This window comes from Bartonella sp. AA126HLJHH (genome assembly GCF_042197425.1).
Lineage (GTDB): Bacteria > Pseudomonadota > Alphaproteobacteria > Rhizobiales > Rhizobiaceae > Bartonella.
In genome coordinates this window covers 53,496-70,106 of sequence record NZ_JBHIRU010000007.1, presented here as the reverse complement: position 1 = coordinate 70,106, position 16,611 = coordinate 53,496, and the positions used below count along the sequence as shown (strand labels likewise).

The window sequence follows — 16,611 nt, the reverse complement described above, 5'->3', positions numbered from 1 at the left end:
TAAAAACATAATGATATAGAAACTGTCTGGGTACTTGCGCCATCAGGGGAATGAAGTAAGCATCAAAGCATACCAAATACTAAAGGCATATCTATGTGTAAGAAATATATTTATAAGAAAAATTTTTTGTTATGTACAATTGCTGGAACTTTGATTTTTTCTCATTTCGGTTCAACTTATGCAAATACATCAGCTCCTACAATGGTTATGGCTCGTGCGGATAAAGCAGGAGAAGAAAAAACCTTTAATAACGTTTTTATCCGCAGCGCATATACAACAGTGGTTGCTGATGACAAAGCCTTTATCACCATTACAAATTCAACAATGCGTTCAGACTCAAATTTATTTACCGCAACAACAGGTGGACGTATTCATGCTAAAAAAACTGTAGGAAAATCAAATTCTCGTGGTTTAGAAATTTCAAACGGCATCATCCATATTGAAGATTCAATCATAAATGTTTCCGGACATCACAAAAGTCGTGGTATCCTTTTTGATTACATCCCAAGTTCCCAAGTAAAAGAGGGCGAAAAAGTTATCAATAAAGCAATTCTTACCAACACAAAACTTCTTGTTGAAAATGGTATTGGTATTCTAGGACCAGATTATGCAAAATCTGTTGCTGAGGTAGAACTTAAAAGTTCAGAAATTCGTTCTGATATATTATTAAAAAATAAAATCCCAGAAAACTCAAAAGATATCGATCCTCGCACTTTTATATTAAGCGCTGACAATTCGATTATAGAAGGACGAGCAAAGACTTTACCTCAAAATACAACGATTTTTACTCTCAACAATAACAGCAAGTGGTCCCTAAAGATTAGTCAATTTGAAGTAGACAAAGAATTTGACAGCTCTAAAGGATACTTGCTCACTGATATTAAACAACGTGCACAGTCTATTGTCTCAGTATTGAACCTTAATAATAGCTCTATTATATTTAATGCGCCGCATAAACTAGCAGACAATCAGTATCAAACCTTGCATGTGGGAAAACAGCCAACAGCTGAAGCTGCAAAAGCAGAGCAAAACAGAAGCTTCGATGCAACAACGGTTTACAATGCATTGGGCAACGCAAGAATTTACTTTAATACCGAATGGAGTAATGGTCTTATAAAAGAACAACAAAAAACTGACCGTGTTCTCGTTCATGGTAATGTCTCAGGCACCACAACGATCTATTTCAACAATCTTTCAAAGCGTGCAGAACCATTCGATAATGATGAAGTTTCAATTCCTTTGAATGCGCGTGGTCTCTCACTTGTTCAGGTGTCTGGAAAAGCAGAGGAAGCCGCCTTCATGCTGGCAAATGGCTACACTACAATGGATGGATTGCCCTATAAATATGTATTAAATGGCTATGGACCAACATCCAGCCGTGGGAGAGCTGACAAACAGCAAAGTCTTTTGCAAGAAAGTGAAGAGTTTTGGGATTTCCGTCTACAAAATGCGACTCTTGATGATGAAGGAAAAATCAAAGCTCTTGTTCCTCAAATGGCAAGCTATTTGGTTATGCATAATGCAATATTCTCCTCTGGCTTGGCTGATATAAACAATCAAAATACACTGTTAGATAATATGCACTCAACAGTTTTTGGATTAGAAGGTCATAAACAAAAAGGGATATTTTTATCGACTTATGGCAACAAGATGACGTTATCTTCCAGCCGTAGTCCATTGGAATATGGTTATGGTGCTAATGTTCACTATGCTGCTATACAAGCAGGCATGACATTAACAACGTTAGAAAATCAAAATATAACCGCGAATCTTGGTCTTTTAGGCACATATGGAAAGCTCGCTTTTACGCCAAAGGACATGGAAGGTTCTGACAAAAGCATACTGGATAAATGGTCCTTTACGGCATATGGGAATCTCCACCATGACAATGGTCTCTATGTTAATGCATTTTTCTCTTACGGCATTTTAAACGGACATATTACAACAGCCCTTATCGGCAACACCACAGAATTCAACAATACGGATACATTAAATATATCAGCTACCGTTGGACAAAAACTAGCAACTGGTGTTGAAGGAGTGTCCTTTGAACCACAAGCACAACTTATTTATCAACATATTGCCTTTGGCACTCTTTCAGATATTGATGGCTTCCAAGTTAATATAAAGACCCCTCATCAATGGTTGGTCCGTATTGGAGGGCGTTTAACAAAAACAATACTTCCTATTGAAAAAGATCGTGTTCTTTCTTTTTATGGTAAATTGAATGTCATCAAAGCTTTTGGTGAGAAGCGCGCTATTGATGTTATGGAATCTTTCCATCTCGATTCTATGGGCTCTTCCCTTGAAGGTGGGCTTGGCATTAACGCGCAGCTTTCTAAAAATATCGCACTTCATGCTGACGTTAATTACCAACATAAACTTCAAAAAGCCGGGTTCTCTGGAATTAATTTTTCCGGAGGAATGCGTTATCGCTTTTAGAAATCTTAGCTCTCTATTTTGACGCATAAGCAGCGCTGAGATGAAAACAGTGCTGCTTAACTACATTACAAAAAACCGTAATGTGTCAAAAAGTGGTTCATTTTTAGCAAAATAAAGAAAATATCTTAAGGAACATCTCTATGCATAAGAATCTTTTGTTATGTACAGCCGCTTGTGCTTTATTTTTTTCTTCTTTTAATTTCACATCTACCAGCACCGCCTCTGCTCTAAGCCCCCAGGAACGCCATGCCATTGAAGGGATTATGAAATTACCTGAACAATATCGCCATGCCATTGATTTAATAAACACACCAACACAAGCAGAAAAAAATCTTGAAAAGATAGCCTCTGGCGCCATGATGGAAGATAATGCGCACTTCAACCAAGCACTTGATGCCGATAACCAACAGCGTGTTAATGCTGCACGCCAAGAATGGGTGAGCCAAGACAATCGTAATTGGTCTGAACTGCAAAATACAGCAGAAATATTACATAAGGCGGCACAAGTGGATACTGCCTTACAAGGACAAAACAAGGAACTTTCCAATACTTTACGCAAAGCAGTATTAGAGACTTTGAACGCGGATGGAATAACCAACGTGGAGAGAAAAGAAAAAACATCCCCTCCTCCAACGGACACTTCATTCACAAGAACAGATCATGGAATGAGACAGCCTAAAATAAATGAAAATTCGCAATCTGATATTGATCCCCAAACAAACACCACTTCCTCAGCATCGAAAACGACTCTTCCATCCGAAAAAGCGCATATGAATTTGCTCCCAAAGGTTGGAAATACTGCTACCGCGGCTACAGAGAGCACCTCTAAACTTACAGATGATGATAAAGCAACTGCAACTTCTACTTCTCTTAATGGGACAGCAAAAAGCACAATTCTTACACCACAAGAAGAAAGCTCTTTAGTCATGCCTATCGCGATGTTTGCTGTCGGGTTTAGTGATGTCAACAATCAAAATATCTTGTTAGACAATATGCAAATAACAATGTTTGAGCCCAAAGATCATCCAGAAAGAGGCGTTTTCTTATCCTCTTATGGCAATAAAAGCACCTTTTCTTCCAAGGTTCAAGCAGAACAAGATGGTGTTCAAGCAGATATTCACTATGCTGCATTGCAAGCAGGAGCAACACTAATAGCGCTAAAAGATCAAAATATCAGCAGCAACTTTGGTCTTTTCGGAACATATGGGAAATTATCTTTTACTCCTAAAAACAAGGAGAGCTTTCAAAAAAATATGTTTGATAAATGGTCACTCACCGCATATGGAAATATTCAGCATGACAGTGGCATCTATGCAAGTGCATTTCTCTCTTATGGAATTTTCAAAGAAAATCACGCTACAGCTCTCATCAAACATACCTCAAAAGTGAAGAATAGTAAAACATTAGGAGCCGCTGCAACTGTTGGTCAAAAACTGTCAACCAGTTTGGAAGGTGTAATCCTAGAACCGCAAGCACAACTTGTTTATCAACGTCTCATGCTTGGTTCTTTATCAGATAGGAGCCCTTTCTCAGATGACGATAACTCTAAAATAGACATAAGTAATCCTTATCAATGGCTGCTCCGTATTGGCGGACGTTTAACGCAAAACAAAGGACATGCTGTTTCTTTCTACGGCAAACTGAACATGATCAAAACTTTTAGTAAAAATTTTCAGCTTGCAGCTATGGGATCTTTAATCGAAGGTGGTTTTGGTATTCACACACACTTATCACAAAATATTCAGCTTCATAGTGATCTCAGCTATCAACATAAATTCAAAAAAGCTGGCATCTCTGCAATAAATATTTCCGCTGGAATGCGCTATCACTTTTAAAAATACTTGTATTCCTTATCTTGAAATATGAAGAGATCTCATTATGTTTCGTTTTGTCTCTTACAAAAGAGACATAATGAGGTCAAAGTTTTACTTTTTATGAGAGAGGGGGAAATATTTTAGGAATACATCCATATGAAAAAAAGCTTCTTACTATACACAGTTTCCGGAGTTCTGTTTTGTTCTTCCACCAGTATGTCTTATGCTATTCATAGTACAAATCCATCAACAACGATAGATTCTTCTTCTCTACAACCTGCTCGTGTCAAGTCACAAATAAATCTATCCGGAGTTTTTGATCCGTATAAAGATCTATATGATGGAATCGGGCGAATTATGCCATCATATCCATCTTCAACCCCTAATGGCCTCCTTCCCCCTACAGCACCTAGCTCCACAAGAACGAGCGTAAGCCCTATTTCTACAGGAAGTAAACTTACAACGCCTACTTCTACAAGCACTCTACCTCCCAAAACACAACTTGAAGGAAATTCAGCTGGAAATATAATTTCTTCTTCAAAACAAAACTCTGATCTTAGTCAAGGAAGTACACAAACACCAAAGACTAAAGTTACAGAAGGTGTACAATCTAACCCTACAACACAAAACACTCCTATTATACAATCTTCAACAACAGGAATGGAAGCAAAATCTAGAAGACGTTCAGGGGCGCCCTCCTCTTCTGCAGACTCTTCCAGCGAAAAAACACTATCGAATTCTGCTGTGTCTTCACAGCCAGAACCTACACAACCTTCACCGAATTTACAACCAGCACTTACAAAGTCTGAACCTACAAGAACGGAACCTACAAAACCAACAACAGAGCAAATACCAACATCTAATGAACCAGAACTCGCACAGCCAATATCTTTAAGAGTAGAAACTGAAAAAACAACATTACTGGTACCACCAAAATCTGCAAAGCCAGCGCCAGTGCAATCTTCATCTGCACAAAAAATATCTGAAAAATCAGAGATTGAAAAACCAATATCACCAATAAAACAACCTGAAAAGTCTACACAAATTGAGGATATAAGCGCTGGAGTTGAAGCTAAAAACGGTAAGACCATAACGCTACATAACAAAAAAATTCAAGACAATGGTTTTGCTGTACATGCAGAGGGAAATAATTCAAAAGTCAACATGATAGGGGGAACAGTTGATGCGCGTTTTGTTGCACTAAGCGTATCAGATGCTGGAGAAATTGATGCTACAGGCATTACTGTAACAGCAGAAACAGCTGGTTTGGTAAACATGGAGGGCACAATCAAACTTAAGGATTCAAGCGTCCATGTCACGGGAAATTATGAAGCAGACGGTATTATTTTCCGCAACAATCCGTATAATACCCCTAGAAAACGATATACACGCAATGCTGAAAGGAACACCAATGCCGTTCAAGAACAAGATGTAGCCAATATTGCTGATAAAGTAACCCTAGAGAATACAAAGCTTTTCGTTGAACATGGTAGCGGTATCAACCTTTATGGAACAGGCGTAAACGGGGAAGTCAACCTTAAAAATTCAGAAGTTCATGCCGATATTTTATTAAAAAATATCAAGAACGAAAGTGCCTCCACAAACACCATTACATTAGTTGCAGACCACTCTTCTTTAGAAGGTCGGGTAAGAACTTCTAAAGATAATAGAACAGTTTTTGATCTAAAAGAGAGGACGAAATGGCTTTTAAAGGCGAATAAAAATGCCACAAATAATGATAATATTTTAAATGACTATAGACAGTTTGGTGTTGATGAAAAATCATACTCTAATCTTTCTGAATTGCACCTTACAAACAGTGCCATTATGTTTGACAAGCCCATTGAGGGACATTATCAAACTCTGTTTATAGGACCTAATCTTTCGCAAGAAGACGAAACAACTCACACAGCAGCGATTTATAGTACAGCGGGTCTTGCAGAGATTTATGTAAACACTCAATGGGATAAACATTCTCCTATCACGGAACAACAAACTGATCGCATTGTGATTAATGGTGATGTCTCAGGAAGTACTGTTGTTCACATCAATCTCCAAACCGATAGCTCTGCTGTTTGGGAAGAGACGATGGCTTCACTTCCTTTAGGGACACATGGGATTTCAATCATTCAAGTTTCCGGACAAGCAAACGAAAATTCCTTCACGTTAGCAGGAAACTATATGACAATAGGGAAACAACCTTATAAATATATACTCACAGGCTATAAGCCTGGAACATCTCATGAGAGCCAAAATCTTTTTGGCAAGAAGAATAGTGATTTCTGGGATTTCCGCTTACAGAATGCCTACATTGATAAAGACAAAAAAGTTCGAGCCCTTTTACCACAGGTAGCAAACTATTTAACCATATCTAATACTTTATTTTCTGCTGGATTTACTGATGTAAACAATCAAAACACGTTGTTAGACAATATGCGAACAACAGTATTTGGGGCAAAAGACAATATAAAGAATGGTATCTTTTTCTCTTCCTACGGCGAGAAGGTCACCCTATCTTCCAACCGCGATCCACTGCACTATGGTTATGGTGCTGATGTAAACTATACTGCCTTACAATTAGGGGGCATATTAGCCGCCTTAGAAAGCAAAGACATAAGCGCATATTTTGGTCTTTTAGGAACGTACGGAAAGCTTGCCTTTACGCCAAAAGAGATGCAAGATTCTGAAAAGACAACGCTTGATAAATGGTCACTTACCGCTTATAGCGGCATCCAGCATAGCAATGGTATATATGTCAACGCTCTTCTTTCTTACGGAACCTTAAAAGGAAATATTACCACAGCTCTTGTTGGGAATGCCGCAAAATTGGATGGTACCGAGATGCTTAATATATCTGCAACCATTGGTCAGAAATTAGCAACCGATACAAAAGGGCTTGTCTTTGAACCACAAGCTCAATTCATTTATCAAAATCTCATGTTTGATATTTTCTCAGATACCAATGGCTTAAAAGTAGACATGGGCAATCCACATCAATGGTTGATCCGTTTTGGTGGACGTTTAACAAAAACGATAATGGCTGTTGAAGAAAACAAGGCTGTTTCCTTCTATGGTAAAATGAATGTTATCAGAACTTTTGGCGATGGTAAAACAATAAAAATTGCTGATACCTTTCATGTTGATCCTACCGGCTCTTCAGTTGAGGGAGGCATGGGGGTGAACGCATATCTTTCTCAAAATATCGTACTAAACGCCGATATCAGCTATCGGCAAAAACTGCAAAAAGCCGGTGTATCTGGCACCAATTTGTCTGGCGGGATACGTTATCGTTTCTAAAGCTGAAGTTAATTTTAACTTAAATAAAAAAGGCAGCACAAAGTGCTGCCTTTTTTATTTAAATTTATATATTTTTTTAAATTCTCAAAAATCATTATCACATCAAAAAAGATTTTGACTTATAATATTTCTTTTGCATATTGAATAAAAAACTAAACACCATAACATTCTCTCATCAAAATACCCCATGCATAAAATTTTATGTCTTATATTATCACCACACCTCAAGCGATGATGTTTTTACAGCACAACAGAATAAGCATTCATGCCGATTTAAAAAAGTCAGCCCCTTCTTCGCTGTGGACACTCTATTTATTTTAGATGATGTGCATTTTATATACCTGCTATAAAGACTTAGTATCTGGTATAAATTCTTAAAGGCATGTTTTTCCTCTAAAATCTCAATGCTACAGCAGCTCCATTATAAGACAAGATATTGATTTATAAAGACAATTAATTGTTTTCCATGTTAAATGAGAATCCAGAATATCGTCAGATTCTTTCATTTTAGACCTGTTCCATGTTGAATCAACAAAAACCATATCTCTTACAAGTGACAAGGGGGAAGAGCCATAGGGATAAAAAACTATTAAGAAAGGATTAAAAATGCCTCTAATGAACTATCTCAAGTGCCAAGGGCTGTAGCAACATTGGGATCAAACAAAGAATATGACAGTGTTGAAAAATATAACAATATCAACTTGCTCTTTTATTAAGCATAAAGATGGTCGCGCCCTATAGATTTTATATTATTTCCACGGGAACTTTCTTATTATACCATTCACAAGCACCGTTGCATCAAAGATGTCGTTGCGCCGCCCCACAAACACCATCACGAAATAGACTTGAGAGCTTAGATATCTCTTTAAAACAAGGCCGTGAATTAGGAATAACAAATCCATTCTATTTTGAGTATTTTGTCGTGCATGAAGGACATGCCCGCAGTAAAAAACACAATAAAAAAAAGCGTGAAACAATGCGGAATCTTCATTATTTAACAGATAGTGCTTTAGATACTTTTGAAAGACATAAAGCTAAATTAAAGAACGGCGGAACAGAGGGAAGCTGATTTCTACCTCTTTATTCTTTCCCAATGAGATTGCCTCCCCATTTCAAATATTACGCCAACAAAGATATACGCACTACATCCACTCAGATCTGGATGCTCTCTCCAATCTGACATACAAAAACTAAAAACAGCAGAAGAAAATAATAAACCGCTTTAATTTTTATCTCAAGCCTATAGATTTAAACAACGAACCGCGTCATATCACCACACTTTAAAGGACAATATTCCATGAAGCTTATAGGCAATATTCATCACATACTCTTCATCATTCATGCTTTTTGCTGACTTGGTGGTTATGGCGGAGTGAACGCACCAGATCCCATCCCGAACTCGGCCGTGAAACACTCCAGCGCTGATAGTACTTTGCCTTAAGGCACGGAAGAGTAAGTCGCCGCCAGATCTGCTAAATGCAAGCAAAAGACTCAATGTATAAACCTTACATTACCACACCCCCAAGGAAGCTGTTTTTAAGGCATCACAGGCTGGTCTAAATATTCTCTTGATCGCGCCTCTCCCTAAACTAAAAAATGAAGCTCCCTATTAACTCAGTCTGCAAACAATTCTCTGTAAATAATCCGCCTTCTCTGAATTCTCTTCTAGCCAGCTTCTCACCGCATGCGGTTCACATCACGACACCTTAAAAGACATTGTTTTAAGAACAGCGTTTTACAGTACATCAGGATAATAATTTAAATATCCAAATGCACTTAAAACAAGTCTACTCACTAAACGCACTATTTATCCAAATCAACTGCCCTACCTAATCATTGTCATGACTTAGAACAGCCCGTATTAATCAGATTTGAATTTATTCCTCTATTTCTTTTGCACGTCCAGATAGCTGTATAGCTCTAGAAAGATCATTAACTGCATTTAAATGTGTTTGAAGTAATTCACTATTACGCTGTAATTTTTCTTGTAAATCAGACAACAAACTTTCAACCTCATGCTCAATATCTTGATTCATATAGCGCTTCACATCACTCATGGATTTATTAAGATCACGCAAACCACGTATTTTACGCAAATTTATTTCTTCGTAATCTGGAACACCACTGCTCTCTAGCATATTGCTTTCATAATCAACAACTTGAGCTAATCCTTTAACAGCAGCAACAAATTTTGTCATCGCCCAATCACGATCAATAAGGTTGTTATCAAGAACTTTTGCTTTTGCCGCAAAACTATCATCACCATATTGCACTACAGACATTTTTACTTCCCCTTCAACACTATTGTTCAATCTTACTTTACAAATGAGGGAGACTAAACAGGTTCTCTTCAATGCTGATACACTCAACCAAGCTCGTGGTGCAAACATTGCTCAAACAACAGCACGACAATCCTTCAAAGCGTATACCACTTCAACTTTCAACGCGTTCTCTCAAATATTTTTCTTGCTTTGCTCCAAAACCATCATTGCGGCTATACTAATCCATAAAAACGCTATAGACTTAAACCTTACAGCAATATCGAAATTTCCATATTTGCTCTGTCTATTTCGCCTTGCCGATTTTATCTTTGCCGATTTTATCACGAGCTCATCTTCAACAGAAAATAACAACGCTTTCACGACAACTTCAGCCACAAAAAATATCTGCCGACAAAAAACCGCAGCCTATCTTGCAGCATATAAAGACGTAAGCCCATTAAAAATTTCAGCATTTTACTGATAGAAGCACTTTACCCTCCATAACCTTATGGCTCTCTCTGCACTTAAACTTGTATACCTTCCAGCACCCCATAAGATGGCGCCCGACAAGATCAGTTTGCACCCAATCAAAAGGACACCCCCTCTCCCATGCTCTTTCTGCACACATGCAGTATTTCGCATAAAACACAAAAAGAATGTTCTTTTGAACAGATCAGCCATACAGCAATATAAAAAAAGACACCTTCAAATAGCTAAACAGCCATCAATCTTCCTTTTTTAAATTATCATTCGCTTTTCTTTGCAATGAATGACTATATAAGATTTTTTGAACCTTTTCAAGAGTTTCTTAGCCAATCAGTTCGATACGTCTTCAATCGCATATTCACGCGCTTGTTTTAAAGAAATATCTCTTAAGTACACCCAAGCCTATTTCGCACCGCGGCCCATCAATGGTATAATGATAAATCTTCCATGACATGTATAAAATCCATTGAGCACTTTCCATCTTTACGCTTAATAAAAGAAGCAAGCCAGCACCATCACATATTTTTCTAACCCCCTATGTTCTGATACCCTTGGCACTTGAGACGGTTCATAAAGCATGGCCTTTCTTATACAATTTCTCTGCGCATGGGAGCTCCCTGCTTGTAACTGCAAAAGACATTGTTTTGGTTAATTCACCACGAAACAGATTTGGAATGAAAAATTTTCCAGTATTAAGGGATCTAATTCAAGTTGAATAACGATAGATTATCATCTATAAATCAAAATATTATCCAATGCATAATGCTTAACGCTCCCCCCATTGATATTTTCAGAATTTTCACAGCATCTTCTTACAGATTATTTCATTCCATAACACAGTTTGCTCTTAATATCGCGACTTTACATGCGCTACTGGTATAAAAACAGAGAAACAATCATTTTATAATCAAGGTACAATTTTTGTTTACGATCTTTCTCTCGTTTTCAACCTTTTAAATGCAGCTCTTCTCTTTCATAATCATCACATTTCAAATCTATTCCATGTTGAATAAATTAAAATCACTTGCTTGCACATCACAAACAACGCCCTGATGTGTTGATAAAATACGCTGAAAGAAAAAGACTTCTTATGAACCTTAGCAAATGCCAAGAACTATAATAAACATTGGAAGCAAGCGTACGATGATTGTGACTTGCTCTTTCATAAGTATAAAGATGATAGCATTTTATAGATTTTTATATTATTCAAAGTTTATATTATTTCATGAGAGCTTTACTGTTATACTATTCACATTTACCGTTATACCATTTACGAATGTCATCGTAAAATGTCTTTCGTGTGCGTTAAGAGATATTTCTTTAAAACAAGTACATAAATATGCAATACAAATATACTAATATACAACATAAGTATATTTCTTTTGGAGCGTTCTTTACTTTTGTGCAAAACATGCCCCATTAGAGCAGCATTAACCAATCTTGCTATGAGATAAACGATCAGAAAACATTTTTATCTTCCGCCGCTCACCTTAAAGGACTAAGATCTTAACTCAATCGGCTCTGTACGCAGTCCGAATTTTTGTCAAACGATCTTCTCCTAACTTTCCCCTCATCTGATTCACTTAAACGAAAAGCTCAACAAATAAACCTACGAATATTCATCGTACACTAAAAAATACTTAAACGTTCCAAGAAAACTTATATGTCTTATATTACCGTTATAAATGACAGTGCTTTATAGCATAACAGGATAAAAAAGTTTCCAGCAACACAAAACTTACAAAATCAATCAATAGTCTTTTTAAAGCTTTCTTTTTTAGGATTCACAATACTCCAACTCCTTAAGCTTTTATAAAAAAAGGAACGATTTTAAGCTTGCCGAATATGTTGTATCAGCATATATTACAGATTGTAACATATTGTTATTCATAAAATCACCTCAAAAAGAACAGAAAGAGGTTTTTATGGCTGATCTCGTAAAAGCCGCTATGCTTTATTCAACCTTGATTATCACCATCAATACTTTTGTTGTTATTTTAGTTCTCGTAATAGAAATATACTAAGCATACTCTCTTGGCTTTTTATAATCTGTGCAAATGAGCATCTTAATTTCACATAAGAGCAAAGCAGAATTTTAATTCTACAGATAAACCACACACCTAATTTCAAACATGGCTTGCAACTATTTGAGTATAAACTCTGCTTTTTATATGCATTTTTAGCCATCAGTGTCCGTCTTTTCACGCTATCTTGAATCTCAACTTCACTCCCAGCTTAAAAAACGAAATTTTCTATCAGATCCGATCTGTAAATAATTTGTCTCCTTATTGAGTAAGTTCCCCCCTTCAGGGCATATCACAACTCTAAAGAATAATATTTCATGAAGCTTATGATAAATCTATTGAACACCATCTTTACCCTTATGAAAGAATAAACCAGCAGCATCACACACTTTTTCAGCCCCAAATGTTGCCAACAAACCTTTAGCACTTGAGATAATTCATAAGAGGCATTTTTACGTCTTTCTTCAACAGTTTTTATCCACACGGCTCTCCCCGCTTGTACCATGCAAGAAGATGGTTTTAATTAATTCAACCGAGAACAGATTTGGAATAAGAGAAGCTTACGTTATTCGAGATCCTTATTCAACATAAAATAATTAAATTATTTTTATAAATCAAAATGTTATTCAGAAAAACATTCATCACACACTCGAGAACAAAAAACACCTCATACGTAAAGTTTTATATGCGCTCCACCGCTCAACATGATAATATCACAACACAATTAAGATAAAAAAATAACAAGGAAAACCCTTGTAAACTCAGAAAAGAGAGGAGAAAAATAAAAAGGTGTGGAAGGCGCTCAATTCCTCACAAATCCGGCAAAACCGTCCTAGCAAAACTGCCTCACAACTTAACTAATGTTATAATATTCTCAAATCAAAAGCAATTTTTTAAAATAGTTTGAGAAAAACATTTGAGTATGAAACGATAATAATTACATTCAGAATGTTTTTCTCTTTATTAAAACAGAGAAAAGTAATTTCCAAACAAATGTTTCCTCCCAATTTTTCCGAAATTAGCCGCAACACTTAAAGACGATCTTAGTGTGATGAAACATTTATTTGTGATAAAGGCAAAAAAACACCCCAAAGATAGATTTAATCTCATATTTTAAATACATGTAACCAAAACATTAAAAAATTAGCAGTAACACGTAACAACTCATTGGGAGGCAATACTATCTACAATTAAAAGCACTTTTGGGCTGAACAAATGACAGTATAGCATACGTTTACACAAAGAGTACTGATCGTAAACAACTAATTCTTGAAGCCATAAAAAGACTCTCTAAAAGTTAGAGAGAGCCTAAAAACGCAATAGAATCAAGAACTAAACAATTCCTTATTTATTGAACTGTATGTTTTTAATTAATGCCAAACATAAGTTCCATATATGCTTGTCTGGCATGTTGGCAATTTTTAGATTTCTCCATAGAAGATTGATCCAGCTTTTCACATTTTTTTGCCCACTCTTCAAGTAATATTTTATCTTTCTTAAATTCCGCTACGCTGTAGTTTTTTTCGCAACCAGCAACGACAAGTCCAGTACAAACCAGCAATGCTGTAATAATGGCTTTATTCATCAATAAATTCCCCTTTTTCAAATTTACAAAGTTTAGGACACAATTTAGGGCCTTAAAAAAAGTTCTACATATGCTTGTCGAAGGTTTTTACAATTTTGAGAGGATTTGAGCGGTGAATCATCGTTCTCACATTTCTTTGCCCATTCCTCGTATAATTTTTCATTTGTTTTAAATTCTTTTACACTATAAGTTTTTTTCACAACCAGTAACAGCAAGTCCAGTACAAAGCAGCAATGCTGTAATAATGACTTTATTCATAATTTAATTCCCTTCCTTTTTATCTTCAGTTTTTTCTTGGTCGTCCTTTCCAGAGCCAAAAATTCCCCATTTTTTACGAGTTTCTAATTCAGCTTGTTCTGCGTTTTTACAATTTTTTGAATCAAAACTTCCTGCAATAAAACATTTCTCTAACCACTGATTGAGTAATTTGGGATCTTTCTTAAATTCCGCTACGCTGTAAGTTTTTTCGCAACCAGCAACGAAAAGTCCAGTACAAACCAGCAATGCTATAATAATGGCTTTATTCATCAATAAATTCCCCTTTTTCAAATTTACAAAGTTTAGGACACAATTTAGCACCCGATTAAAATTGTACATTCGGTTCATTGTGCATTTTCAAAAATTTTAAAATCCACTTCTGTACGCGAATATTTTATTAACAATATCTTTGGGTTCACATCCCCTCCTATATTGTGACCTTGCGTCTACTTTCCTTTGCAAATACGTACACTTCCAACGCAAACATGTTAAATCATGAAAACTGCCTTTCATTTATCAGACTTGCATTTGTAACATTATCTGCACGGCAGCTCTTTGTATTTGAAGTGTTAAAACTTCAGCAAAAATTCTGATATCTTGACATTCTCAAAAAGCTTTTTAATCATTTCTTTTCCTTCAAGAACCTCTTGGTAACGAGAAGCAGCACGATATCTTACCCCAAATTCGTCATGCCTATACCCATTGCAAATTCTCTGCAAACGAAAGAATACAGCTTTTAGTCAACTAATTGCGCTCTTATCATTTCTAAACCACCGGAAAAGAAAGAAAGCTTTAAGTCCCCCTGCACTTTTTAAAAGCCAATAGAAATGCTAAAAAAGCAATCTTATACATTCCAATTGAAGAAAAAAGCCTATTGCCTTGCGTACCATTACAGCTGGCATTAACTATTTAAGACTATAAAATCATATAAATGTAAGAAATATTGTCTATAATATGCTCAATGACTTCTTTTGTTTATTAGGAAAAATTATAGCGCGTCAATATCAGTAAATTTTACTTATTTTTATCCCCCCCTTTATAAACATGAATATAATTTAATAAAACGGATTGCTGAATAACAGAAAAAAATAATCAACGCTACTCTTAATTACATTATTGACGCATGTATTAAGTACAATAAACAAAAATAACCTGATGTTAAAATCATTATCAAGATAATTTTTATGGAAGAATAAACTTATCTACTCATCTAGCGGATAAGATCACAAGTAGTATGATGATTATCACATTTATAGGGAAAAGTTTGAAACGGAGAATTTTTCGCAAACTCATAGCTCTTTCATGCGATGATACAGAACCTTATGAAAAACAACTTGAATGAAGCAACCATCGTGAAAAAAGAAGAGCACTTTTATTATTAACTTCGTATAAAAACAATCGATGTCATCTCTAGAAAAAGCACTCAAACCAATGAAATTATCGTATCATTTTTTACACTTTTCCGTATTTTTGTGAAAGCAATTCGCGGACCTCATCAGCTATTTTAGTTCCACGACTTGCACAACTGACCTTAATCAACCGATGCAAACTTTCTGGTATATCAATCGTGAGGCGCTTCATACCTCCACTCATGCTCCCTTTGTGGCTTCCTATCCATGCATCCGCTGTTAAAGGAATTGATTTATTGGTTGGTTTTGTGCCAATTTTAATTTTTTTACTCATCGTGCTAACTCCTTGATTTCCGCTGCAACCGCTTCAATCTCTGCCGCTGCGGGTCCTTGCTTATCAACTTCATAAACGGCCTTCCCCTGTGCTGCTGCTTCTGCAAAAATCACGCGCTGCGCAACACTAGAAGAAAGAACATGCACAGGGTATATGCCAAGAGCTTCGTTCACATCGCGCCCTATCGCTGTATTGACGATTTTACGATTAATAACAAAAGCAGATTTGAGATTCTCTTTATAAACGCGTGCTTCATCAATCAGCTTTACAATTCCATCCGCTGCCCAAATATCATAGGGACTAGGCAAAACAGGGATAAGCACCAAATCCGAAGCCATAAGAGCACTACGAGCAAGATCCGTCACACGCGGAGGACCATCGATAATAATATGATCATAACCATGACCAATCTGTGTAATCTCTTTGTGAACCGTTGCACGCGGTAAACCAATAACTGAAAACAAAGGAGCATCTTCACGTACAGCAGCCCAATCCAATGCGCTTCCCTGTGGGTCAACATCAATAAGCAATACCCGTGTACCAGTACGTGCAAAACTGGCAGCAAGATTAACACTCAACGTCGTTTTTCCGACACCTCCCTTTTGATTCAAAAGTCCAATGATCATCCATTACGCCTTTCAGTATTATCGTTTTTACGATTATACTGAAAGTAATAAAAGAAACAAGCATCCAATACGTGCAAAATAACCATTTCTCCCATTTTCAGGATAAATAACAATAGCCCGCAATTTTTTATAATA

11 protein-coding genes and 1 rRNA gene are annotated in these 16,611 nt (G+C 36.4%); 6 read left to right on the top strand and 6 right to left on the bottom strand.

Going from position 1 to position 16,611, the window contains the following annotated elements; genetic code table 11:
* Window positions 1-93 precede the first annotated feature (93 nt).
* The 5 genes from ACFIQC_RS05000 (at window position 94) to rrf (ending at window position 9,022) form a co-directional block, all read left to right on the top strand.
* On the top strand, window positions 94-2,442 hold the full coding sequence (locus tag ACFIQC_RS05000; RefSeq protein WP_375706819.1) for an autotransporter outer membrane beta-barrel domain-containing protein: 2,349 nt from the start codon (window positions 94-96) through the stop codon (window positions 2,440-2,442).
* Window positions 2,443-2,582: 140 nt separating this feature from the next.
* On the top strand, window positions 2,583-4,277 hold the full coding sequence (locus ACFIQC_RS04995; protein ID WP_375706818.1) for an autotransporter outer membrane beta-barrel domain-containing protein: 1,695 nt from the start codon (window positions 2,583-2,585) through the stop codon (window positions 4,275-4,277).
* Between the two features lie 135 nt (window positions 4,278-4,412).
* Window positions 4,413-7,553 carry an autotransporter outer membrane beta-barrel domain-containing protein gene (locus ACFIQC_RS04990; RefSeq protein WP_375706817.1) on the top strand — a complete coding sequence of 1,047 codons (3,141 nt, stop codon included), beginning with the start codon at window positions 4,413-4,415 and terminating at the stop codon, window positions 7,551-7,553.
* 724 nt (window positions 7,554-8,277) lie between these two features.
* Window positions 8,278-8,622: a hypothetical protein gene (locus ACFIQC_RS04985; RefSeq protein WP_375630160.1), complete on the top strand. Its 345-nt coding sequence runs from the start codon at window positions 8,278-8,280 to the stop codon at window positions 8,620-8,622.
* A 285-nt stretch (window positions 8,623-8,907) separates the two neighbouring features.
* Window positions 8,908-9,022: ribosomal RNA gene (rrf, locus tag ACFIQC_RS04980) — 5S ribosomal RNA — on the top strand.
* 408 nt (window positions 9,023-9,430) lie between these two features.
* On the opposite strand, the gene ACFIQC_RS04975 is transcribed toward rrf, so the two are convergent.
* Window positions 9,431-9,835 (bottom strand): flagellar protein FlgN, encoded by a 405-nt coding sequence (locus tag ACFIQC_RS04975; RefSeq protein ID WP_273790974.1) that lies wholly within the window; start codon window positions 9,833-9,835, stop codon window positions 9,431-9,433.
* A 43-nt stretch (window positions 9,836-9,878) separates the two neighbouring features.
* Between ACFIQC_RS04975 and ACFIQC_RS04970 the strand changes: the two genes are divergently transcribed.
* Window positions 9,879-10,295, top strand: a complete 417-nt coding sequence (locus ACFIQC_RS04970; protein WP_375621546.1) for a hypothetical protein — start codon at window positions 9,879-9,881, stop codon at window positions 10,293-10,295.
* 3,395 nt (window positions 10,296-13,690) lie between these two features.
* Here ACFIQC_RS04970 and ACFIQC_RS04965 read toward each other — a convergent pair.
* The 5 genes from ACFIQC_RS04965 to parA form a co-directional block, all read right to left on the bottom strand.
* Window positions 13,691-13,909, bottom strand: coding sequence for an EexN family lipoprotein (locus ACFIQC_RS04965; protein WP_375706816.1), 219 nt, complete (start codon window positions 13,907-13,909; stop codon window positions 13,691-13,693).
* A 44-nt stretch (window positions 13,910-13,953) separates the two neighbouring features.
* Entirely contained in the window at window positions 13,954-14,109 is a 156-nt protein-coding gene (locus ACFIQC_RS04960) for an EexN family lipoprotein (protein WP_375706815.1), read from the bottom strand.
* A gap of 61 nt (window positions 14,110-14,170) precedes the next feature.
* Complete coding sequence (locus ACFIQC_RS04955) at window positions 14,171-14,437, bottom strand: EexN family lipoprotein (RefSeq protein WP_375678462.1); 267 nt, start codon at window positions 14,435-14,437, stop codon at window positions 14,171-14,173.
* 1,182 nt (window positions 14,438-15,619) lie between these two features.
* Window positions 15,620-15,850: a plasmid partition protein ParG gene (locus tag ACFIQC_RS04950; protein ID WP_375613561.1), complete on the bottom strand. Its 231-nt coding sequence runs from the start codon at window positions 15,848-15,850 to the stop codon at window positions 15,620-15,622.
* Window positions 15,847-16,476 carry a ParA family partition ATPase gene (gene parA / locus ACFIQC_RS04945; RefSeq protein WP_375613562.1) on the bottom strand — a complete coding sequence of 210 codons (630 nt, stop codon included), beginning with the start codon at window positions 16,474-16,476 and terminating at the stop codon, window positions 15,847-15,849. The genes ACFIQC_RS04950 and parA overlap by 4 nt, the downstream gene beginning before the upstream one ends.
* Between the last annotated feature and the right edge of the window lie 135 nt (window positions 16,477-16,611).